Here is a 23,697-nt window from a genome sequence, read left to right as displayed (position 1 = left end):
GAAGATGCAATGAGAATTGCCAACGATACACTATATGGTTTAGGCGCTGGTATTTGGACGCGCAGTGTACATAAGGCGTATCGCTTCGGACGTGGTATTCAGGCGGGTCGCGTATGGACGAACTGTTATCACATTTATCCGTCGCATTCTGCATTCGGTGGTTATAAACAGTCTGGTATCGGCCGTGAGAACCATCTGATGATGCTGGATCATTATCAGCAAACCAAAAATATGCTGGTGTCTTACGATCCTAAAAAAATGGGGTTCTTTTAAGCCAACGTTCGAAGCACGTTGCAATCGAGGTTGCAACGTGTGTTAGGTATATTCACAGATTATTTTTATGCAGAAAATCTAACAAGGAAGAACTATATGAGCAATAAGATGAAAGCGGCCGTATTACATGAGTTTAATCAACCATTACAGATCGAAGAAGTTGATATTCCAACGCCAGGTGCTGGTGAGATTGTGGTTAAAATGCAAGCCTCCGGTGTCTGTCATACCGACTTGCATGCTATCGAAGGTGATTGGCCAGTCAAACCAAGTCCGCCATTTATCCCTGGACATGAAGGCGTTGGCCTGATTACTGCCGTTGGTGAAGGTGTGACCCATGTGAAGGAAGGTGACCGCGTTGGTGTGCCTTGGCTCTACTCTGCTTGTGGACACTGTACCCATTGTTTAGGCGGCTGGGAAACCTTGTGCGAGCGTCAACAAAACGCAGGCTATTCAGTCAATGGTAGCTTTTCAGAATACGTACTGGCCAATGCCAACTACGTCGGTATCATCCCTGAAAGTGTTGACTCGATTGAAATTGCACCCGTTTTATGCGCAGGCGTCACCGTGTACAAAGGTCTAAAAATGACCGACACCAAGCCTGGAGATTGGGTCGTTATTTCTGGCATCGGTGGTCTCGGCCATATGGCGGTACAGTACGCCATTGCGATGGGACTCAACGTTGCGGCAGTCGATATCGATGACGAAAAGCTCGCATTTGCCAAAAAACTGGGCGCGACCATTACCGTTAATGCAAAAAATACCGATCCTGGCGAGTATCTAAAAGAAGAAATTGGCGGTGCCCATGGTGTGCTAGTAACAGCCGTATCTGCTATCGCGTTCGATCAAGCGTTAAGCATGGTTCGACGTGGTGGCACGGTAGTCTTTAACGGCTTACCAACCGGTGATTTTCCTGTTTCTATCTTTGATACGGTGCTCAACGGTATTACCATTCGTGGCTCCATCGTTGGTACGCGTCTCGACTTACAAGAGTCGCTGGACATGGCAGCAGCAGGCAAGGTAAAAGCCACCGTTACTGCGGAGCCACTTGAAAACATCAACGATATCTTTGAGCGTATGCGTAACGGCAAAATCGAAGGTCGCATTGTGATTGACTATAGTATGTAGTTATAGTTGATTCAGTTTAAAAGAGATATAAGGCAACCGAGCGCAGATGTATATGTGATACCTCAAGTGAGATTAACGCTGTAACTCTTTTATAGAGGGTTGACTATATTGCTTGTGAGATTTTGATATTGTCTTAATGCGTCACACATTTAATCACAAACCATCAGTCGTATCGTCTTCATTCACATGCTATAAATGATGTGAGTGAAAATGATACGGCTTTTTATATTCTCATCCAATATGGGTATGAGATTTATGAGTAATAAGACCCTTATGGTTCATGAGACACTCATACTTAATGAGACGTCTTCTACAATCATATTTTAATGATAAGGAAATCATTATGAACGTTACAGCGACAGAATCCTGCATAGACTTGATTGAGCTACTTAAATCCAAGCACGGTGAACTGATGTTTCATCAGTCTGGTGGCTGCTGCGATGGTAGCTCGCCTATGTGTTACCCGCTGGGTGAGTTTAAGGTAGGTGGCCAAGATGTATTGGTCGGTGAGATTGCTGGTTGTCCATTTTATATGGGCAAAGCGCAACACAAATTATGGCAAAATACGGATTTGACCATTGACGTGGTGGACGGGCGCGGCGCCAGTTTTTCGTTAGAAATACCAGAAGGTAAGCGCTTTATCGTACGTTCAAAAGTTTGCTCAATATAAATGTGCTAATTGATAACACGCTCTAGGCATCGTCAAGACATCTATCAATAGGCTCCTAGTGATAGTTGATTTTCTCTATCTACACGCTCTAGTCATTTTTATTTTATTATTCTGGCAAAATAGTAGATATTGTAAAGAGTAGCTTACTTTGAAAAGCTCGTTTTGATTAGCATGGATGCTATAAGGAAGATAAAATGGAACTTGATAAAACGTTTGACTACGTCATCGTGGGCGGTGGCTCTGCAGGCTGTGTACTTGCCAGCCGTCTCACCGAAAATCCAGAAATCAGTGTCTGCTTATTAGAGTTTGGCGGCGAAGGCAAAGACCTTGCCATTCGTGTGCCTGCTGGTCTGATTCTGATGGTACCAGGTAAGCCATTAAAGTTAAATAACTGGTGCTTTCACACTACCCCTCAAACTCATCTTAATAATCGACGCGGCTTCCAACCACGTGGGCAATGCTTAGGTGGATCATCCGCTATCAACGCCATGATTTATACCCGCGGCAGTGCGCTAGATTATGAGCGCTGGGTGGAGCAAGGCTGTGATGGTTGGGGGTTCGATGATGTCCTACCTTACTTTATCAAAGCAGAAAACAACGTCCACGGTAGCGATGCACTACATGGTGATAGCGGACCGCTGCACGTTAGCGATTTGCTCAGCCCACGCGATATCTCAAAAGCCTTTGTAGAAGCCGCGATTGCCAATGGTCTTGACCATAACACGGACTTTAATGGCGAAAAGCAAGATGGTACAGGGTTGTATCAAGTCACCCATTTTCATGGCGAAAAGCAAGGTCAACGTTGCTCTGCCGCTGCAGCCTATCTACATCCTGTTCAAAGCCGCTCAAATCTGACCGTTATTACCCATGCACAAGCCAACCACGTCATCATTGAAGACAAACAAGCGACTGGTGTGGTTTATGAAAAGGATGGCGTCAAACATACCGTCATGGCAAATCGTGAAGTCATCCTATCAGGTGGCGCTTTTGGCTCGCCTAAAGTGTTAATGTTATCAGGTATTGGCCCAGCCGAGCATTTGCAATCACATGGTATCGATGTTGTGGTAGACGCACCCGACGTGGGTGGTAACCTACAAGATCACCTAGACGTGGTCTTTGATTATGAAGTTAATACCACGGATGTCATCGGTATCGGTATGGCAACGATTTCTAGCCTAACCAAAAGTATTCGACAATGGAGAAAGGACGGTACAGGATTACTGTCTACCAACTATGCCGAAGCAGGTGCGTTCTTCAGTGTCGGTGATGCCCCAAGAGAGTGGCCAAACACACAATTGCATTTTGTGATATCTCGCGTGATTGAACACGGTCGCGATCTCAGACGTGGCTTTGCCATCTCTTGCCATAGTTGCTACCTGCGTCCTGAGAGTCGCGGCACGGTCAGGCTTGATTCTGCCAACCCCTCTGATGCTGTATTGATTGATCCAAACTACCTGTCTCATCCAAAAGATATAGAGTGCATGGTGGCTGGTGCTGAGCGTACTAGAGCCATCATGCAAGAATCAGCACTCGCTAAATACATTACTGAAGACTACCCTGCCCCCTATATCGAAAAAGATGGCATGCTTGGCTATATTCGCAACAAGTCAGATACCATTTATCATCCGGTAGGCACTTGCCGTATGGGCTCAGACGAACGCTCAGTCGTCGATTTAGAATTAAAGGTGCGCGGCGTAAGCGGACTGCGAGTCATTGACGCGTCAATCATGCCAACGTTGATTAGCGCCAATACCAATGCACCAACGATTATGATTGCTGAAAAACTGGCAGATATTATCAAGGCAACGCATAACCATGCCGAAAGCACTAGCACACAAAATACTGGTACGTAAAACACTGGCACATAAAACACTATCACATAAAAAATTGTGCTATAAAAAATCGTTGTATGCACAACCATTCTAAGAACAGTTGATAAGTGGTTACGCCAAATACACGTAACTATATTATTTCTTTTCGTCTGTATTTAGTCATAGAACCATACCTGAGTGATTTCATACCACTTAATATCCCACTTTAAATGTATAGACAAAAAATAATAAAATTTCGCATATTCCACTAAATTCGTGCTGTAAGCAGCATATTTGTCTATTTTTTATCAAAATCAGTTTATTTATCACTTGCGTTACTGCAGATTAAAAGAGTATATTCGAACGACTTACTTATATTTTTAGTTTCTAACGATATAAATTAAAGTTATAACAACCCATAATATGTTTCTTTTTGTATATATGGAAATCATATAAATAGACGTTTTCAAGGTTATTAAATGCTTGCTCATTATATTCATGATCGAGTACGAACATGTAGATATACGAGTAGCTACCTATCACTACATAGGATGTAATAATGCAAAAATCCCTCTTTAAACTTACCATGTTGACGACACTTATCTTAGGTATTAGTGCCTGTGGCGGCGACAATAAAACCACCGACGATTCTGCTGCCAGCTCAGACGCTAAAGCAGCTAAGACCTTGCTTTATTGTTCAGAAGGCAGTCCTGCTGGTTTTGATCCAGCACAGTATACGTCGGGCACTGATTTCGATGCGAGTGCATTTCCTATTTACAATGGCTTGGTAGAGTTTAAAAGAGCGGAGACTGAAATTCAGCCTGGATTGGCTGAGAGCTGGGATGTCAGTGAAGATGGCAAAACCTATACTTTCAATCTACGCAAAGGGGTCAAATTTGGTACAACTGACTACTTTACCCCGACTCGTGATTTTAATGCAGACGACATTGTCTTTACACTAGAGCGTATCACCAACCCAGAGTTTGAATTTAATAAAGCCTACCCTGCTGAATTCCCGTATTCGGTTGGTATGGGATTACCAGATATCATCTCAAATATCGAAAAGGTGGATGACTATACGGTAAAAGTCACGCTAAGCGAAACCAACGCGCCGTTTTTACAGAATTTAGCGATGCCTTTTGCTTATATCAACTCTGCTGAATACGCCAACAAACTAATGACTGATGGCAATGCGGCTGATATCAATACCAAGCCAGTGGGTACCGGACCTTTCGTCTTTACTTCTTATCAAAAAGACGCACAAATTCGCTATACCAAAAACCCAGACTATTGGAACAAAGACGATATCTATATCGACAACCTCGTCTTTGTCATCACAAAAGATTCAGCCGTTCGTGCCCAAAAGGTCCAAGCAGGCGAGTGTCATGTCTCTGCCTATCCAAAACCTGCTGAGATTGAAGCGGTTAAAAACTCTGGTAAGGCTACGGTACTTGACCAACCTGGCTTTAACGTCGGTTATGTCGGCTATAACGTCGAAAAACCTAAATTGAGTGATCTGAGAGTTCGTCAAGCATTAGACATGGCTATCAATAAAGACGCTATCATCAATGCGGTCTATCAAAGCGAAGGCTTAAAAGCCACCAATCCGATGCCGCCAACGCAGTGGGGTTACGACAAGTCTCTCAAAGACGCGCCTTATGACGTTGAGAAAGCAAAAGCCCTTATCAAAGAAGCGGGCGCAGACAACCTTTCTATCGACTTATGGTATATGCCAGTTCAACGCCCGTATAACCCTAACGCCAAACTGATGGCTGAAATGCTACAAGCAGATTGGGCCAAGATTGGCATTAATACCAAGCTTGTGACTTATGAATGGGGTGAGTACCTAAAACGCGCGGCTAAAGGTGAGCCTGATGTCATTCTAGCGGGTTGGACAGGTGATAATGGTGATCCGGACAACTGGCTTGGCTCATTATTGTCTTGTGACGCTGTCGGCGGTAATAACTACTCGCGCTGGTGTAACAAAGACTTCGATAATTTAGTCACCAATGCCCGTCAGATCAATGATCAAGATGAGCGTGTGAATGAATATGTACAAGCGCAGCAGATATTCAAAGAGCAACTGCCTTGGACAACGATGGCGCATTCGGTGGTAACGGTATTCACCGCACCAAATGTGGTCGATTATAAAATCAGTCCGCTTGGCTCAATACGTTTCGATGGCGTCAAGGTCGAATAACCCTGACTGATTACGTTCGATACGACATACATAATGGTTTAATTTATATTCGGCTGGATCAGGTTTCCTGCACCAGCCGTATTCATCTGCATTAAACGCGTTGTCGCGAACCCTCATATCATCGAAAGCCCTCTTATCATTGAATCACAACTATTGAGCAGCCCATGCTACTTTATATTCTGCGTCGAATCGCTATTCTCATTCCTGTCTATCTTGGCTTAACGCTATCGACCTTCACTCTGATTCGTCTCGTCCCTGGAGATGCGGTTGAGATTATGATGGGCGAACGTATGGTCGATCCAGAGCTACATGCTCGTGCCCTAGAGCGACTGGGATTAGACAAACCTCTTGTAGCCCAATATTGGGATTATCTGACTGGCATCTTGACGGGTGATTTTGGTGAGTCCTTTCGTACTCGAACCCCAGTATTACAAGATTTCTTTGCCCATTTCGTCCCAACCTTAGAGCTGGCTCTATGCGCCATTGTTATTGCTAGTGTCATTGGCGTGAGCTTGGGCATCTTTGCCGCGCTGCGACGTGGTACTTGGATTGATTACACCCTCATGTCAGGTGCGCTGGCAGGGTACTCTATGCCTATCTATTTATTAGGGCCAATCCTCACAGGGATATTCGCTCACTATTTAGGCTTGTTACCTGTCGCTGGGGTGATCTCTGTCGCGCAGTTCTTAGATGTACAGCCCTTATATGGCTCATGGCTACTCGGCTCTCTCACATCGGGAGAACCTGGCGCATTCTGGAACGTGGTCAAACACTTTATCTTGCCCTCTATTGCTTTATCGACTATTCCGCTTGCGATGATTGCACGGATGACGCGCTCGGCGATGCTAGAAGTACTGGATGAAGACTACGTACGTACGGCTAGAGCTAAAGGCTTATCACCAAGCCGCGTAATCATGGTACACGTGATGCGCAATGCCTTAATTACGGTAGTCACTGTCGTTGGTCTACAGATGGCGACATTACTCGCAGGTGCCATTATTACCGAGACCATCTTTAGTTGGCCAGGCGTTGGGAATTGGCTACTCGATGGATTTTTCACTCGTGATTATCCTATCGTACAGAACGGTATTTTATTGGTCGCTACCGCCCTGATTTTGGTTAGTTTATTTATTGATATTTTGTATGGTCTTATCAACCCACGTATTCGACATACTTCTTAATCTAACATTGATAAATACTCATATTATAAGTAGTGAAAAATAGCGATTGCCTGGTTTTGAGTCGTTTTCAGCACATTCCTGAATGATTGCTAGGAATGGTTGCTAGAAATGGAACTCTACACACTTGTAACGCGTTAGCCACTATAGGAAATGCTCATGAAGCCTTCTGCTGTTCCCTCTGATCTTAAGCTTGCGGCACTCACGCCGCCCTCGTCTTGGCAGCTATTTTTATCGACGTTTTGTCGCAATAAAGGCGCGGTACTTGGTTTTATTGTACTGGCTTTGATGGTCCTTATTGCCATACTTGCGCCTACCATTGCTCCCCATGACCCTTATGAATTATTCACCGGTCAAGAGCAATTGCCACCTGCCTTTCTAGATGGCGGCAATACCATGTTTTGGCTCGGTACGGATGATGCTGGACGAGATACGCTGTCTCGGGTGATGTATGGTGCGCGTTATTCACTGTTTATCGGTCTGAGCGCCACGACTCTTGCGATGTTGGTTGGTATCTCCTTAGGATTGAGTGCTGCATTTTGGCCAAAAGTCTGGGGCAAGGCCGTCATGCTGGTCAATGACATCTTGATGTCCTATCCGAGCTTGCTATTGGCGATCATCATTGCCGCTATCTTAGGGCCTTCTATGACCAATACGATTATTACTATCGCTTTGGTCTGTACGCCGCCCTTTATTCGTCTGACTCGTGCCACTGCAATGGTAGAGCTACAACGTGAGTACTTTATCGCTTCACAAGTAATGGGTGCTGGCGTGCTGCGCTTATTGTTTATCACCATTTTACCCAACTGTATGGCACCGCTTATCGTACAGGCGACGATGATTTTCTCTTCTGCTATTTTGGAAGCAGGCGCGATTGGTTTCTTAGGCTTTGGCGTACAGCCACCAGATGCCGAATGGGGCGCCATGCTAGGTACAGCACGTCAGTACATTCAAAGTAATGTTTGGCTCGCTATTTGGCCGGGTGTCGCTATTTTCTTGGCTGCCCTGTCGATTAACTTGACTGGTGATGGCTTACGCGATGCACTAGATCCCAAATTAAAGCAGGTGACCTAACATGACTGATCCATTAATTAAAACGCCTATCAACCATACCTCTATGAATGGCGCATCAAAAAAAGAATCACCATTGTTATTAGATATCGAAAATCTTTCGGTTACTTTCGGTCAAGGGATACGCGCCTTTCGTGCAGTCGATGATGTGTCGTTAAAGATTACACAAGGTGAGGTCATCGCCGTCGTTGGTGAATCTGGCTCAGGCAAGTCCGTTACTATGATGGCGCTAATGGGACTGTTACCACCCTCTGCGACAGTGCGTGCTCAGCGAGTGGTGTTTGACAACAAAGATATGCTTAGCATGCCAGCCAAAGAGAAGCGCGGCATCATTGGTAAAGACATCTCTATGATTTTTCAAAATGCGATGTCTTGCCTAAACCCAAGCTTTACCGTTGAAATGCAATTGGGCGAAGTACTACGCAAGCATCTTGGTTTGCGAGGCGACGCAGTACAGACGCGCATATTAGAGCTGCTAGAGTTGGTTGAGATGCCCGATGCAAAGAATCGTCTCAAGGTATATCCGCATCAGCTATCAGGTGGTATGAGCCAACGGGTTATGATTGCGATGGCGATTGCTTGTGAGCCCAAACTACTTATCGCCGACGAACCAACTACGGCGCTTGATGTCACGGTACAAGCACAAATTATGGATTTACTGAGCCGATTGCAACGTGAAAAACAAATGGCGATGGTATTGATCACCCATGATTTGGGACTGGTCGCACAGAACTCACGTGATGTCGCGGTCATGTATGCCGGACAAGTGGTGGAAACCAGTACTGTGCCGGAGATTTTCCAAAATCCTGCTCACCCTTATACTGAAGCATTACTGCAAGCCATCCCAGAGCTCGCTATCGGTCAAGACCGTCTAAACAGCTTGCCCGGTGTCGTGCCGAGTCAATACGATCGTCCAAGTGGTTGCTTATTGTCTCCGCGTTGCCCATATAAAGAACCCGCTTGTGAAGTACCACCACCTATTTTAGATACGCCTACTGGCAAGGTACGCTGTATTCATTCTGATCCTTCTTCTCGCAACTTTACCTCTCACGCTGCTACCTTGGAGTCACAAGTATGAGTAATAAAGTGGTCTTAAAAGCAGACAACCTACACAAGCACTACCCAGTATCACAAGGTCTGGGCAAAGCAAAAGCGTACGTGAAAGCGCTCAATGGTATCTCATTCGAGCTTGAAGCTGGCAAGACATTGGCCGTCGTTGGTGAGTCAGGCTGCGGTAAATCAACCCTTGCCCGCCAGCTGACGCTGATCGAAGCGCCTACACATGGTGAGCTATTTATCAATGATGAAGGCACCACTGGCTATAGTAGAAAAGCGCTCAAAGATCTGCGTACCGAAATTCAAATGGTTTTCCAAAACCCTTATGGCAGCTTAAATCCGCGCCATACTATCGGGTATCAGTTGACTGAACCATTGGATATCCATACCAAACTGTCCAAAGAAGAAAAGCGTGACAAAATCAACGAGATGATGAGAAATGTTGGTCTACGTCCCGAACATGCTGGTCGTTATCCACATATGTTTTCGGGTGGTCAGCGCCAACGTATTGCTCTCGCCCGCGCGATGATGCTCAACCCTAAAATTGTCGTTGCTGATGAACCGACTTCCGCCCTCGATGTCTCCATTCAGGCGCAAGTCTTAAATCTATTTATGGATTTGCAGGATGAGTATCGTACCGCTTATGTCTTTATCTCGCACAATTTGTCGGTCGTACGCCACGTCGCTGACGATGTGATGGTCATGTATTTAGGTCAAGCGGTCGAACACGGTCCCAAAGAAGCGATTTATAACGCGCCAAAACATCCGTATACCATCGCGTTATTGGCTGCTGCACCAACGGTAAATGGCCATAAAAACGATTTGACCCTACAAGGTGAACTACCAAGTCCGCTTAACCCACCAAGTGGCTGTGCCCTACATAAACGCTGCCCCTATGCCAAGCAGCAATGCAGCGAAATAGAGCCACAACTGCGCGAATGGGATGGTCGATTGGTGGCTTGTTTACGCTTGGAAGAAATATATGGATAAGAGACATTTTGTGTCTAGCGGTACGTTAGCTTGTGCTGTGCTGATAACGATGACTACTGCCCAAGCAAATGACTCTACTGGCTATGTCGGTGCAGGCGGTGTTGAGTATCTGAAAAATAAAAACATCAGCATGCATAGTGAAGATTTATATATCTCAAAAGATGAAGTTCGTGTCAATTATGAGTTTAAAAATCTCAGTAATAAAGATATTACTGAGACGGTTCTTTTTCCTATGCCAGCGGTGCCTAGCTTTACAGACTCAGATTACGCTGATACCAGTGCCACTTATAATAACTTTAAAATTTGGGCCAATGGCAAACCTATCACTCCCACCTTACATGTCCGTACCTTTATGCGTCCAATTGTCGTCAAAGATGGTGATAGATCCTATGCAGACACCTCTATTGATACGACTGCAATATTCAAATCTTGTGGTCTTAACGAGGCTGATATGATGGGACCTTGGACATATCAAGTTGATACCGAATACGTCAATCAACGGCTTTTGGATTGTAATAGTAAGGCACTCAATAACTTTATCGATGATAGAGAAGATCCTAATATTCTTTGGGACTCGCAAGTGATTTATAGTTGGGAGCAAACCTTTAAAGCCAATACGATTACCAAGGTCAAACACACGTATAAACCGTTAGTGGGTGGCTCGGTGCATCTAGGTGAGGAAGAGTTTCCAAATTTTTGCGTAGATGCTTCAACTCAGAAAGGGTTTAACAAGAATGGTGGTCGTCCCTATCATGCCTTAAGCTATATCCTGACTACGGGAGCCAATTGGGCCAAACCGATTGCCAACTTTAAGCTGGCTGTAAAACGCGACCCTAACGAACTGGTATCGTTCTGCTGGAAAGGTAAGGGTAACGTTAAGAAGATTGGATCAACAACGTTTGAAATCAAAGAAAGTAATTTTGTGCCAACCCATGATTTTGACGTCGCTTTTATCATGAAATAGCTAATGGATATTCACCACACCGCGACATTTAGGAAATTTGCTACAACCAAAAAAGGTCTGCCCTTGATTCAGGCCTTTTTTTGCAACACGTTTAACCATTGTTCCCTGACATCTTGGACAGGCAGGTATTTGCTCTGCCACAGCAGTATGACTGGTTTGCTCAACAGCTTTAAGATTGCTGCTATCAGACGTGATAATCTCACATTCAGCCGCTTTAAAATTATTGTCCGGCAACTCAGAATCTATAACCTCAAACGGTGTAAGAAACACTTTATTAGCCATATCATATGGTGTACTAGTCTGCTGCGTATTCAGACTATCAGTTGATAAGTCTCTAGAATCAATCTCAGTCTGACCAGACCATTGCAGTACTTCTCTACTTTTCAGCGTGGCTCTTTTCGCGGTTTCTTTTACTATTGTCTCTGGTTTAGGCTTATTAGCCACTTTATCAACTGGTTTATCAGTAGCGTTACCGTTAGGCTGCTTGTTTGACAGGCTATGCTTGTCTTTTAGATAGGCTTTATGCTCTCGATTGGTGCGCCAAGACTTACTAAATCTGTTGCTATTAATCTGCTCAACGATGGACTTAACCTCGTCTTCAGTCAGTATTTCATCCTGCTTTTTCTTCACATAAGACACCATACCACCTGTCAATACGTGCTCGGGCAACTCATCACGGGTTTTCAGCTCGCACTCACCGATGAAAGCAATCATCGAATGGAAGTAGCTCAACTCCAATCCTAATAAATCTGCGAGCGTCTTGATATGCAGATAATTCTGATGTAATGGGTTCTGGAATTTGAATTTACTTCCATTCGGGAAAACTTTCGTCCACTGCTTTTGCTTCTCGCTACCATATATCCAGCCTTTATAATTTTTGGTTTCGATGACAAAGATGCCGTATACAGAGACGATGATATGATCGATTTGGGTACTACCACCGTTGGCTCTTGGCAAGGTAATACCGTTTAATCGGTGATAGACATTTTTTTCTAGTTTTAACCACATGGCGACGTTGATGACGGTTTCACCTAGGAAACCTTTAAAGCTGGATTTTAGGGACATAATAGCGATCTTTAGAATGGTTATAGAATGTGCTAGGCGTACTAACGAAACTCTTTAAATTTAATTAATTAGCACTCATTCTCTTACGACGCTTTGCAGACTTAGCGTAATTAGAAGAGCATGATCTGATATGTTTATAAAAACTCTTATAAACCCGATCATACTCTTCATCAAACTGTTTAAGTACCTCTAAAGTACTATCGCTAGGATTGGTTTCATATTCCTGCTGTGCATTTATCAGGTTTCCCCCTGCATTTAAAAACAACTCATATTTTTTCTCAAGCTCTGGAAAATATAAAGCTATCAAGATTTCTATCTTGCCACCTTCTCTGTAAAATTCATCCACATCTAAAGCTTCATCGCCATTGCTTGAAAAACTTTTGGATTGAATTTCCTGAATAATGGCTGCAAAGTCAACCAGTCTAAAAGCCACTTCCTCAAACTTTATTCTCAAAAAGGCTTCATACTCCCTTTTGCGTTTAGATTTCTGAGTAATGAGAATACCGCATAGTCCAAATATTCCGATTATGCAGGCTGCTATCAAGCCTTCACTTAGTCCAATCTGTTTTAGCCATGTGATAACTTTTGCCAGTTCGATACTATCCATCTAATTTTTCCAATTCTGTAGTCATATAATTTATTTTTATATGAGAGCTGCACAAGAAGTAGAATATAACTTTGTGAGCAATCTATTCTAATTTACCACTAAATCATTATATTGAGGCACAGAATTTAGTACTGATTGCAGCAGTTATTTTACCAATCACCATGTTGATGAAAGCAGACCAAAAGAAAAGCCAAAGATTAAGCCCTAAAAAGAGCCACCAGATTTCTCTGGTAGCTCTTTTTTTAAACGCTAATTAAGTTAGGTTTATTACACCAAACTATTTACCGCTTCAACCACAGCGTCAGTCGTGATACCAAACTCTTTGTATAACTGATCTGCAGGAGCAGATTCGCCATAAGTGGTCATGCCAATGACTTTGCCATCTAGACCAACGAATTTATACCAGTAATCTACATGAGCTGCTTCGACTGCTACGCGAGCACGGATATTGGCACTCACATCAAATATTCATTTAATATAACCAATAAACTAACCTTTTAACGACTCACTCCATTGTCTGATATAGTCCATTTGCTTATTTACTGTGGTTAATTTATCTTGATCATCGCAGTAATCAAAAGTCCTAACTCGGTTAGTACCTTGCTTTCCCATTTCAATTATATAGCCAACTTGTCCTCGTGACATTTGCTGACCCATACTTGAGCACACAAAATCTAATCTACATCCATTAATACATATAACGATGTTTTTAGGCTCTAATAGTGCCCTTAGTCCAAATAAAGCTTTATAAAAATCACTGCCTTGAAATTGATACCTACCAAATTCAGCCAATACAAGAGTTAGCCCAACATTTTCAGAAGAAGCCGAATAGCTTTCAAATATTAACTCAGCACTTTCTTTAATTTTATTGTTATAGATAACTATTTTTTGACGCACGATATTCATCTTCGTATTCAGCCTATATAATTTTTTCTTTCAGATTATCGACATCTTTTTCAAGCTTTAGCCACATGGCGACATTGATAACTGTCTCGCCTAGGAAACCTTTGAAGCTGGATTTTAGAGACATGGTGGCTTTCTCAAAAAATAATTCATTAGGTTGATATCTATTAAGTAAAGAACTTAAACCCATATAAGACAGCTATAAATATAATTACGCCAATGACAATTTTCATGAAGCTTGTACTTTCTTGTTTTGCTTCTGCAAAATTCTGTTGAATCGATTCTGTAACGAAGTCCATATCGGTTGAAGTAGGCTTATAACTGTTAAAAGATGCTTTATTAGCTAAGCTCGGAATATCATCAATAAGCTCAGTCACTTGTGGCCGAAGGTGCTTCTCATACTTTTTCCAAGAATTGTCACTCTCATAAAGTTTTCGTACGCCGTAATACATATCTTCTTCAAAATAACTGTCTTGAATCCATTCATCATAATAAGCTTGCTCCCAAAACTTGGCAGGAAGTACAGTAACCTCAGCTGTTTCATCACTGATTAAAATAGGAAATGAGCTTTGCAAAATACCATTGGGTAAATGTAATCGCCAAACGAACAGACTGGTAGACTTTAGTGGTAAAGGCGTAATGCTATTAGGGATGTCAAAACCAAGCATTCTAGTATGTTCGTCAGTTATGTGCTCAGCATACTTTAATATTTCTATATCATCTGTATCAGGAATGGTATTTTTAAAAGTATAAAGTTCATGTGCAATTTCTGCTAGATAAGAAACTGGTGTTCGCCCTGTCGGATCGTATACTATTCCAGCAGGACAAGAGTATGCCTGATCAGAAGACCATAGCATTTTATTTGCTTGAACGACATGAGCCCATACTACTTTGCCTGTTTTATATAACTTGGCCAATTGGTTGATCTGTTCATACAAGACGTCGTCTTTCATCCATTTTGGAGGCATCATCTGTAAGTAAGCTAAATCCGCTCGATCTAAATTAGCAAATTCAATCTCTCTATCAAACTTCAACTCCATAGTGGGTACGGGTGGCAAAGGCTGATTTAAATCTGTATTACTTAATATAGTAGATGGAACTAACTCCAGTACACTTTGCCAAATTGTTTGGTCTTGTAATGCCCCATCGTCACTAGCTATTATCAATGCTTGGTAAATCATTTGCTTAGGAACGAAAAAATCACACAAATCTTGGATATCACTATCAAACTCGACAAACATGTTTTCAGTCAATGCGGTCTGATCCCCTATACAATGATCCCTTGCATCAGGGTACCAAACTGGGGCTTCTCTACGAGCTCGTCCAATGATTTCACCTAAATAGTAGCTCAATATCTCAATAGTCGAGCTATTGTGCAGCGAGTACTCTGAAGAAAATATTCGATGCTCTGTAAAGTCAGGCAGTCTTTTTTTAACCGTTAGCAACCACTCATCAATTCGCTTGAGACTATTTAGTGAATAATCAAGATTGCAGTCACGAAGCTCTTTTTCATATATAAAGTCATGATGCTTGGTCAAATCACCTAACTTATTAGAACCCACCTTTTTTGACATGTCAGAAAAGAAATCATCTAACGCTAAGAGCACATTTACTGTTTCAACAGTCGGTTGATTAGACTTAAGGAATGGCTTTTGCGAGTTAATAGAATCAGTGTAATTTAGCATGTTGTTGTCTTAGAAGATGTGAGATTGAGTGACATGATTTTATCCCAGTGCAATAACACGACAAATCATAGCATTTAGCTAATTTGTCGTACCGTTTTATATATGCTGATTTTCTCTTTCGTTTGCATAGCGATATTATAAACATTTGTTATGATTATTACATCTAGATTAAGCTGTAAATAATTCCTCTCTAATCCACGATTTTAATATTGATTTTTATTATGAAATAGATGTTAGTTTTCAGGGTACGCCCAGCGAACCTATAAGATAAAAATTACGATGAAATTCTGAATAGCTCCTCATAGCATTGACAAATGACTGCCAAACATTTTTCTAAAAAATTGTTATCCACGTAAACCAGAGCTTCAATCTCTGATACATCACCTTCATTTCTAAATATTGAATTAGCTGGTGTGATTTCAAACGGTAGACTATTTCGTTTCTCTAAAAGTTTTGTATAGGACATACCTTTTCCATGCTTTAATACATTAATTGCGCAATAGAACTCTTCAAAACTTTCAAGTAGTTCTATCTTATTATGACTTTTAAGCTTTTGTTTTAACTCCTTAAAGGCTGAACCTTTCTCAATCTTGAGTTCCTTTTGAACTACTGCCTCAAATAGTGAAAACATTCCTATAGCGAAAATACTCCTCTCCCACTGCATCTTTTGAAGTGTTAGCACTAACCTAGTTGAGCCTAAATTTTCAAGTTCATCACGAGTTAACTCTTCAACTCGATTAAATTTTTCAATATTTGACTCTGTACTTTCAGATATGATTTGAATAAATGTTTGCATAATTTTCCTTGATCCACTTAGCAATAATATATTGTATTCCATTTTATTCATTCGAGTGCTCATAGCACACTATCAAAATGGTAACTTCAGTGTAAATTACATTTACCATCAAATCCTCAATTTGAAATACAGCTCCATACTGATTGCAGCAATTACCCTGTCGATGCCAATACTGATGCAGGTGAATCAAAAGAACTGCTCCAAAACTAAAATCCAAATATAAAAAAGAGCCACCAGATTTCTCCGGCAGCTCTTTTTTTTAAACGCTAATTAAGTTAGGTTTATTACACCAAACTATTTACCGCTTCAACCACAGCGTCAGTCGTGATACCAAACTCTTTATACAAGTCGCTAGCAGGAGCAGATTCGCCATAAGTCGTCATACCGATGACTTTGCCATCTAGACCAACGAACTTATACCAGTAATCTACATGCGCCGCTTCGACTGCTACGCGAGCACGGATATTGGCAGGCAATACGGCTTCACGATAGCTAGCATCTTGCTCAACGAAAATCTCCGCACATGGCATAGACACTACACGGACGCCAACACCATTTGCGCTTAATGTCTCGTACGCTTCCATCGCAAGGCCAACTTCTGAACCAGTAGCGATGATGATAGCTTGTAGCTCGCCCTGCTCTTTCGCAAGTACATAGCCACCTTTGGTGATGTTGGCTACTTGCTCATTATCACGTGCTTGATGTGGCAAGCTTTGACGGCTAAAGATCAAGGCTGATGGGTTATTTTCAGACTTGATTGCTTCTACCCAAGCGCTTGCAGACTCAGTCGCATCACACGGACGCCATGTGCGTAGATTTGGCGTAGTACGTAGGCTAGTCAACTGCTCAACTGGCTGATGCGTTGGGCCATCTTCACCCAGACCGATAGAGTCGTGCGTATAGACATGGATGACGCGCTGCTTCATGAGTGCGCCCATGCGTACCGCGTTACGAGCATATTCCATAAACATTAGGAACGTCGCTACGTAAGGGATAAAGCCGCCATGCAACGCGATACCATTGGCAATCGCGGTCATACCGAACTCACGTACGCCGTAATAAATATAGTTGCCGTCAGCGTCTTTTTCGATGCCTTTAGCGCCTTTGAATAGTGTCAGGTTCGAGCCAGCTAAATCCGCTGAACCGCCTAGCAATTCTGGTAATAATGGCTGTAAGGTATTGATAGCGTTTTGACTGGCTTTACGGCTAGCAACATCGCCACCCGCTTCTTGCGTTTGCTGAATATAAGCTTGTGCTTGACTATCAAAATCAGCAGGCAAATCACCATTTAGACGGCGTAATAGCTCAGAAGCCAGTTCAGGATAGGCTTTCTTATAAGCGTCAAAGTCAGCTTCCCAGTTCTTTTGCTGGACGTCACCTTTGGCTTTAGCATCCCACGCTTCATAGATTTCATCATCTAATTCAAATGGAGCATGCTTCCAAGACAGCGCATCACGAGTCAAGGCGATTTCGTCATCACCTAACGGCGCACCATGACTGGCTGCTAGACCCTGCTTGTTCGGGCTACCAGCACCGATCGTAGTTTTGCAAATCAGAAGACTTGGTTTGGTAGTCTCTTTAAGCGCTTGTTCAGTTGCTTGAGTGATCGCATCAGCATCATGACCATCGACTTTGATAACCTGCCAGCCGTAAGACTCAAAACGTGCTTGCGTATCATCAGTGAACCAGCCTTCGACATTACCATCGATAGAGATGCCATTGTCATCATAGAAGAAGACTAACTTACCAAGACCTAACGTGCCAGCCAGTGAGCACACTTCATGACTGATACCTTCCATCAAGCAACCATCACCTAAGAATGCATAGGTGTTATGGTCAACGATGTTATGGCCGTCACGATTAAACTGCGCGGCTAAAGTTTTTTCTGCAATTGCAAAACCAACGGCATTGGCAATACCCTGTCCTAGTGGACCAGTAGTTGTCTCAACACCTGGTGTATAGCCAAGCTCAGGATGACCTGGGGTTTTTGAGTGCAACTGACGGAAACCCTTAAGATCATCAACGCTGACGTCATAACCAGATAAATGCAGCAATGAGTAAATAAGCATCGAGCCATGACCGTTCGATAAGACAAAGCGGTCACGGTTGTGCCACTGTGGATCGGTTGGGTTGTGCTTCAAAAACTTGCGCCACAGAACTTCAGCAATATCAGCCATGCCCATCGGAGCACCTGGGTGACCAGAGTTGGCTTTTTGTACCGCGTCAAACGACAGTACACGAATGGCATTGGCTAATTTACGTTCGCTAATTGGAGCTGGCATAGAGTGTCCTAATATTCAAATGAGGGGTATGGCTGATAAGAGGAGAGTTTACTCAAAGGAGTATAAGCATAAGGACGCCAAATGCGCCCCTAAGTTATAGACTATAAAATCAAAGTGCAATATTAACATATTTGCTATAAGGCTAGCTAAGAAATGGTATGACAGAATCGTTTATGTTTCATATCAGTTTTATTAAACTGCCCTATATTAAAAAGCTGTGAGTCATCTTAGTAGCTCACAGCTAGTATAATAAGCAAGGTAGCTATTAAACTGAAATCGTCTCAGCACCGCCCATAAACGGACGCAATACTTCTGGAATCGTGATGCTACCATCTGCGTTTTGATGGTTTTCCATGACAGCCAATAGCGTACGACCAACTGCCAAACCTGAACCGTTCAAAGTATGAGCCAAGCTGGTTTGCTTGCCGTCTTTGACACGAGTTCCCATACGGCGTGCTTGGAAATCACCGCAGTTAGAGCAGCTAGAGATTTCGCGATAGGTATCTTGGCTCGGTAACCATACTTCGATGTCATAAGTCTTTTGTGCTGCAAAACCCATATCACTCGTACATAACTGAACCGTGCGGTATGGCAGATTAAGCTGCTGCAAGATATATTCAGCTTGTCCAGTCATTGCCTCTAGCAATTCGTCAGACTGCTCAGCCGTGGCAATACTGACCATTTCAACCTTTTCAAACTGATGCTGACGGATCAGGCCACGAGTGTCACGGCCATGTGAGCCTGCCTCACTACGGAAACAAGGCGTATGCGCGGTAAACTTAAGTGGCAGCTCGCTAATATCCAAACGCTCGCCACGTACCAAGTTGGTCATTGGCACTTCGGCGGTAGGAATCAAATAAAAGTCCATATCTTCGTTATTAGTATGATTTTTCAATTTAAATAAATCATCTTCAAACTTAGGCAATTGCCCTGTACCTTTGAGGCTGTCTGAATTCACAATATAAGGCACATAGGTCTCAAGATAGCCGTACTTCATGGTATGGGTATTGAGCATAAATTGAATCAGTGCGCGATGCATCTGCGCCAACTGTCCTTTTAGCACATTAAAGCGACTGCCAGTCAGCTTGGTCGCCGCTTCAAAATCAAGCATACCAAGTGTCTCACCAATATAAGTGTGATCTTGAATCTCAAAATCAAACGTACGCGGCGTGCCCCACTTGCGCACTTCTACATTGTCATCTTCTGACGCACCCACTGGCACATCAGCTGCTGGAATATTAGGGATTTGCATGCCAGCTTTGGTGATGCGTTCTTGCAAAGTGCGCAGTTCATCTTCAGCCGCTTTAATCTCACCGCTGACACTTTGCATCTCAGCCAATAGCTCACGGGCGTCTTCGCCTGATTTTTTTAGCGCGCCTACTTGCTTGGCACCAGCATTACGTCGCGACTGCAACTCTTCAGTTTTGATCTGCAAAGATTTACGTTCTGACTCAACCGTTTGCCAAAAATCCATGTCAAGTGCGTAACCACGAGTGGCCAACTGCTGTTGTAAGTCGATTAAATCGCCGCGTAAGAGTTTTGGATCAATCATAATGGTTGCCTGTAACGCTAAAAGTGAGTGAGAAGTTTAAAAGTATTATTTTTAAAGGTGCTATTTTTAAAGATATTGTCTTTAAAGGTACTGTTTTTAAAGGTGCTGGTTTTATCAAAATAAGTGGTAGCCGCTATAATACCAAGACCCATCTCATTTGACCATGTTTTGGCGATACTTTCATTCATCGCTTTGATGATTAATGGCATGCGATTTTTAACTTGATAACCCGCTCTGAAAATCGACAAACCCTCATAATAAGGCTTAATGGCAATAATATGACAACTATCAACATTCATAGCTGCTTATATGTTTCATTTGAGAGCGCTTTTCGGTAAGATAAGTCCATACCTTTTTCCCACTTTCAGCCAAGTGCCGTATAGCTACTTCACTTTGGCGATTTAAACCCAACACTTTTAACACAAGTATTTGAGAAACCTTTATGGCCTTGTACCCCTACACGCTGCAACCTGTCGCCTTAAACCTTACTGAGGCAGAATTTCACCAAGCACAATATGAGCTATTTTCTAGTGCCAGCCCTTCTTTTGGTCTAAAAAGCATCAAAACGAAAGAGTGGATCATTATGGCAGTAGTCGTGGTATTAGCGATTGCAGGGTTGGTCTTTGTCACAGGCTACTCAACCATTATTTTTTGGTTGATGTTGGTTTCAGTGGTGGTTTACTTACTGGTTCGTACCCTTGGTTTTAAATGGTATGTTAAAAGAGAGTTCGAAAAGCAAGTGGCCGATCAAGAAATGCCAGATGAAATGCGCCAAATGAAGCTCGGCGTACAAAAACATGGCCTCGTGATGGCAATGCCCGTCAATCAACCTGATTTGATGAAAAACTCGCAGATGCGTGGTATGCAGATGCGCGCGAGCAATACTCAACAAGCGGTTATCCCATGGTCTGCGGTTAAAAGCTGGGATGAAACTGACGACTATATATTTATGATGTTTGAGATGAAAGGTCAACAAGGCAGCCAAATCATACCTAAACGCCTGCAAACACAGAAATTTCCAGTTGATACGGTTCGCCAACATTTGCAAGAGGTCGTTGCTGTTAAAGGTTTGAACCCTGAAAACTTACAGCCACCAGCATAAAATAGAACAGCCCTTTATCGCTCGTCCAACTAACGATAAAGGGTTTGGCTCTTTTGGTAAACCAATCGCATTATTGTATTTATTAAACTTAACTTGTCTATAATGCTTTGTTATTATAATAGGCATCAGAAGAAAAGTTGTAGAAGCGCTAGGATATATAAATAAGTTAAAGTTATAACTTTCTTCATTTAATTTTTATATCAACACTCACACTATAAGGATAATATCATGAGTAATAATGAGACTAACCAAATCGGTCTAGAAAGAGCAGACATGAGCGAAGTAATTGCTAAGTTAAACGGCCTATTATCAAGCTACCATATGTTTTACATCAATGTGCGTGGCTATCATTGGAACGTTAAAGGTGAGCATTTCTTTACCTTACATCCACAATTTGAAGAGCTATATACGTCACTACAAATTCAAATTGATGAAATCGCTGAACGTATTCTAACGCTAGGAGGTACACCACTCCATGCTTATAGCGACTTTGCTCAGCATACCAGCATTAGCGAAGACAAGAACGTTAAAGACGGCACGACTTGCGTTAAAGGCGTGGTCAAAGGTTTGCAAGAGCTTATCGAAGAACAGCGTCAAGTATCTACTCTAGCAGCAGATAGCGAAGACCAAGGGTCAGCTGATCTTGTCGACGCTTATGTACAAGAGCAAGAAAAGTTAGTATGGATGTACAACGCATTTTTAGGCTAATATAGTCAGTCAAATATATGCCTGTCAAAAACCACAAAATTTAGAACAAAAAAAGCACCTAATTAGGTGCTTTTTTATTATCTATACATTTACGAAAATGGTAATTTATTTTTGTATCCACTGGCTCATTTTTTCACGCTCAGCAGGCGTTGCTTGTAGCCAAATCTGCATAAACTGATCTAAATTACTGTTAGATGAATTAACGCTTGTCGTTTGCTGTACAGTATTCTGATTTGCTACAGCTGGCTTGTCTAATGATGCAATAACACGTTGGTTTTGTAATTCAGCATCACCCGAGCCACCAAACACACCGCCTATTACGTTACCCAAACCTGAAAACAATCCGCCTTGGTTATTGGCCATACTTTGCTGGCTAGCGATCACGGTATTATCCTGCTGCACAGCTAACGTTGGACGTTTGGCATATTCTCTAGCCGCTTTATACTCTTCTGGTTGACTTGGCATAGTCAAACGATAGGTTTGATTATCAGCCAATTGTGCGGTCACACTGACGTTACCTGAACGCAAATAATCATGCTCATCACGAGGCAGGTTATACAAACGGTCATACTTAGCAGTAATGGCATGTTGTCCAGGCTGTAGTGTAAATGTTTTTGTCGGCGACTGAAAAATACTCTGCTGGATTTCCTGCCCATTAATCGCAGTAACCTTGATGTGGTCATCAACTAACAGAGTGACCTCTGCTTGCGACAACATAGAGACGGAGCTTGCACCAATAAGTAACGTACCGATAGTCATTTTTTTTAGCAAAGAAGCATTGAGTTTCATAAGTGATTCCATTAATAGTAAAAACGTTTTTGATAAAAATATTCGTATTTTTAGGACTAAAAGTCGAATGGCATAGTATGTTGATCTTGATCTGCAGCGTCATGATCTACTTGCGTCTCTTGCGCAATATCAGCTAGCTCTGCCGCTAGTGTCTGTTCATCAATAGTACGTAATGCATCACTTATGACTGCTTTGGATATATTGTTGCGGCCAAGATTGGAAAACATTGGCTGAATATAGTTGAGCACGTCCATCATCGCCCCGATACGGTGCGGGCCTTCCGTAAGCAAATAGTCAATAATCCTATCGTCAAACTGCCAGCCTCGTCGACGCAGGATAGACTGCAATAATGCCTGACGATCTGCCAGATCATGGCCATTCGGTACTTTGAACGTAGGCGCTTGTGCCAAACGGGTCAATAAATCTCTCAACTGGAAAGGTAAATCATCAGCAGGTTTATTGGCTGCAAACAGTAACTGGCGCTGACCTTCACGACTACGATTAATCAAATGGAATAAAGCCTCTTGCCACTGACTGCTTTGCTCAAGGACTTCTAAATCGTCGATTGCGATCAGATCAAAGTTCTCTAGAGACGAAAGTACGTTGACATCAGCATGAATCAACTCGTTGAGTGATAAGCAAATCGCGGATTTATCCATCTCAATAAACGACTCACAGATTGCTGATAGCAAATGAGACTTACCAGTAGCAGGACTACCAAATAGATACAGCTGTCCTATCAGGCCGACATGTAACTGCCGCACTGCATCAATAATCGACATCCAACCAGGACCGGCAAAGTCGCTTAGACTTGCATCATGCTTAATGTCCAGATTGAGACTTAGCTGTGCTTCTGCCATGAATCATCAA

22 protein-coding genes and 1 pseudogene are annotated in these 23,697 nt (G+C 42.7%); 12 read left to right on the top strand and 11 right to left on the bottom strand.

Annotation, left to right across the window (positions count from 1 at the left end; translation table 11 throughout):
* The 10 genes from IPZ60_RS11080 to IPZ60_RS11035 all read left to right on the top strand — a co-directional run.
* A partial coding sequence (locus IPZ60_RS11080) for an aldehyde dehydrogenase family protein (RefSeq protein WP_194197124.1) occupies window positions 1–273 on the top strand: 273 nt, incomplete at its 5' end.
* Between the two features lie 96 nt (window positions 274–369).
* Window positions 370–1,398, top strand: coding sequence for an alcohol dehydrogenase AdhP (gene adhP / locus IPZ60_RS11075; RefSeq protein ID WP_194197839.1), 1,029 nt, complete (start codon window positions 370–372; stop codon window positions 1,396–1,398).
* A 343-nt stretch (window positions 1,399–1,741) separates the two neighbouring features.
* A complete protein-coding gene (locus tag IPZ60_RS11070; protein ID WP_194197838.1) occupies window positions 1,742–2,068 on the top strand; it encodes a DUF779 domain-containing protein in 327 nt (108 codons plus the stop codon).
* Window positions 2,069–2,262: 194 nt separating this feature from the next.
* Window positions 2,263–3,921 carry a GMC family oxidoreductase gene (locus IPZ60_RS11065; protein WP_194197837.1) on the top strand — a complete coding sequence of 553 codons (1,659 nt, stop codon included), beginning with the start codon at window positions 2,263–2,265 and terminating at the stop codon, window positions 3,919–3,921.
* Window positions 3,922–4,438: 517 nt separating this feature from the next.
* Complete coding sequence (locus tag IPZ60_RS11060) at window positions 4,439–6,079, top strand: ABC transporter substrate-binding protein (protein WP_194197836.1); 1,641 nt, start codon at window positions 4,439–4,441, stop codon at window positions 6,077–6,079.
* Window positions 6,080–6,243: 164 nt separating this feature from the next.
* Window positions 6,244–7,260 carry an ABC transporter permease gene (locus IPZ60_RS11055; protein WP_110923113.1) on the top strand — a complete coding sequence of 339 codons (1,017 nt, stop codon included), beginning with the start codon at window positions 6,244–6,246 and terminating at the stop codon, window positions 7,258–7,260.
* A 156-nt stretch (window positions 7,261–7,416) separates the two neighbouring features.
* Window positions 7,417–8,331, top strand: coding sequence for an ABC transporter permease (locus tag IPZ60_RS11050; RefSeq protein WP_194197835.1), 915 nt, complete (start codon window positions 7,417–7,419; stop codon window positions 8,329–8,331).
* 1 nt (window position 8,332) lies between these two features.
* Complete coding sequence (locus IPZ60_RS11045) at window positions 8,333–9,406, top strand: ABC transporter ATP-binding protein (protein ID WP_265087461.1); 1,074 nt, start codon at window positions 8,333–8,335, stop codon at window positions 9,404–9,406.
* Window positions 9,403–10,374, top strand: a complete 972-nt coding sequence (locus tag IPZ60_RS11040) for a peptide ABC transporter ATP-binding protein (protein ID WP_194197834.1) — start codon at window positions 9,403–9,405, stop codon at window positions 10,372–10,374. Before IPZ60_RS11045 ends, IPZ60_RS11040 begins: the two co-directional genes overlap by 4 nt.
* Complete coding sequence (locus IPZ60_RS11035; RefSeq protein WP_194197833.1) at window positions 10,367–11,338, top strand: DUF4424 family protein; 972 nt, start codon at window positions 10,367–10,369, stop codon at window positions 11,336–11,338. The genes IPZ60_RS11040 and IPZ60_RS11035 overlap by 8 nt, the downstream gene beginning before the upstream one ends.
* Here the strand turns inward: IPZ60_RS11035 and IPZ60_RS11030 are convergent, their stop codons facing one another.
* From IPZ60_RS11030 to IPZ60_RS10990, 9 genes and pseudogenes are all read right to left on the bottom strand, one after another.
* Entirely contained in the window at window positions 11,339–12,403 is a 1,065-nt protein-coding gene (locus tag IPZ60_RS11030; RefSeq protein WP_194197832.1) for a nuclease-related domain-containing protein, read from the bottom strand. It abuts the gene before it with no gap.
* 64 nt (window positions 12,404–12,467) lie between these two features.
* Window positions 12,468–13,010, bottom strand: a complete 543-nt coding sequence (locus IPZ60_RS11025; RefSeq protein ID WP_194197831.1) for a hypothetical protein — start codon at window positions 13,008–13,010, stop codon at window positions 12,468–12,470.
* Window positions 13,011–13,277: 267 nt separating this feature from the next.
* A pseudogene (locus tag IPZ60_RS11020) lies at window positions 13,278–13,463 on the bottom strand (hypothetical protein); the annotation flags it as partial.
* A gap of 36 nt (window positions 13,464–13,499) precedes the next feature.
* Entirely contained in the window at window positions 13,500–13,916 is a 417-nt protein-coding gene (locus tag IPZ60_RS11015) for a hypothetical protein (protein WP_194197830.1), read from the bottom strand.
* Between the two features lie 164 nt (window positions 13,917–14,080).
* Entirely contained in the window at window positions 14,081–15,598 is a 1,518-nt protein-coding gene (locus IPZ60_RS11010) for a hypothetical protein (RefSeq protein WP_194197829.1), read from the bottom strand.
* A gap of 274 nt (window positions 15,599–15,872) precedes the next feature.
* Complete coding sequence (locus tag IPZ60_RS11005) at window positions 15,873–16,394, bottom strand: hypothetical protein (protein ID WP_194197828.1); 522 nt, start codon at window positions 16,392–16,394, stop codon at window positions 15,873–15,875.
* 284 nt (window positions 16,395–16,678) lie between these two features.
* The gene (tkt, locus tag IPZ60_RS11000) at window positions 16,679–18,676 is read right to left on the bottom strand and encodes a transketolase (protein ID WP_194197827.1); all 1,998 of its coding nucleotides are present in this window, start codon (window positions 18,674–18,676) and stop codon (window positions 16,679–16,681) included.
* Window positions 18,677–18,941: 265 nt separating this feature from the next.
* Entirely contained in the window at window positions 18,942–20,228 is a 1,287-nt protein-coding gene (gene serS, locus IPZ60_RS10995; protein WP_194197826.1) for a serine--tRNA ligase, read from the bottom strand.
* A 17-nt stretch (window positions 20,229–20,245) separates the two neighbouring features.
* Window positions 20,246–20,527, bottom strand: a complete 282-nt coding sequence (locus IPZ60_RS10990) for a hypothetical protein (protein WP_194197825.1) — start codon at window positions 20,525–20,527, stop codon at window positions 20,246–20,248.
* Between the two features lie 143 nt (window positions 20,528–20,670).
* Between IPZ60_RS10990 and IPZ60_RS10985 the strand changes: the two genes are divergently transcribed.
* Both IPZ60_RS10985 and IPZ60_RS10980 read left to right on the top strand, forming a co-directional pair.
* Window positions 20,671–21,330 (top strand): YcxB family protein, encoded by a 660-nt coding sequence (locus IPZ60_RS10985; protein ID WP_194197824.1) that lies wholly within the window; start codon window positions 20,671–20,673, stop codon window positions 21,328–21,330.
* 228 nt (window positions 21,331–21,558) lie between these two features.
* The gene (locus tag IPZ60_RS10980; RefSeq protein ID WP_194197823.1) at window positions 21,559–22,038 is read left to right on the top strand and encodes a Dps family protein; all 480 of its coding nucleotides are present in this window, start codon (window positions 21,559–21,561) and stop codon (window positions 22,036–22,038) included.
* Window positions 22,039–22,143: 105 nt separating this feature from the next.
* Here the strand turns inward: IPZ60_RS10980 and IPZ60_RS10975 are convergent, their stop codons facing one another.
* Both IPZ60_RS10975 and hda read right to left on the bottom strand, forming a co-directional pair.
* On the bottom strand, window positions 22,144–22,827 hold the full coding sequence (locus IPZ60_RS10975; RefSeq protein ID WP_194197822.1) for a DUF2057 family protein: 684 nt from the start codon (window positions 22,825–22,827) through the stop codon (window positions 22,144–22,146).
* A gap of 56 nt (window positions 22,828–22,883) precedes the next feature.
* Window positions 22,884–23,687 carry a DnaA regulatory inactivator Hda gene (gene hda, locus IPZ60_RS10970; protein ID WP_194197821.1) on the bottom strand — a complete coding sequence of 268 codons (804 nt, stop codon included), beginning with the start codon at window positions 23,685–23,687 and terminating at the stop codon, window positions 22,884–22,886.
* Between the last annotated feature and the right edge of the window lie 10 nt (window positions 23,688–23,697).

This window comes from Psychrobacter sp. NG25 (assembly GCF_015234355.1).
GTDB lineage: Bacteria > Pseudomonadota > Gammaproteobacteria > Pseudomonadales > Moraxellaceae > Psychrobacter.
This window is presented reverse-complemented; position numbering and strand designations above follow the sequence as displayed.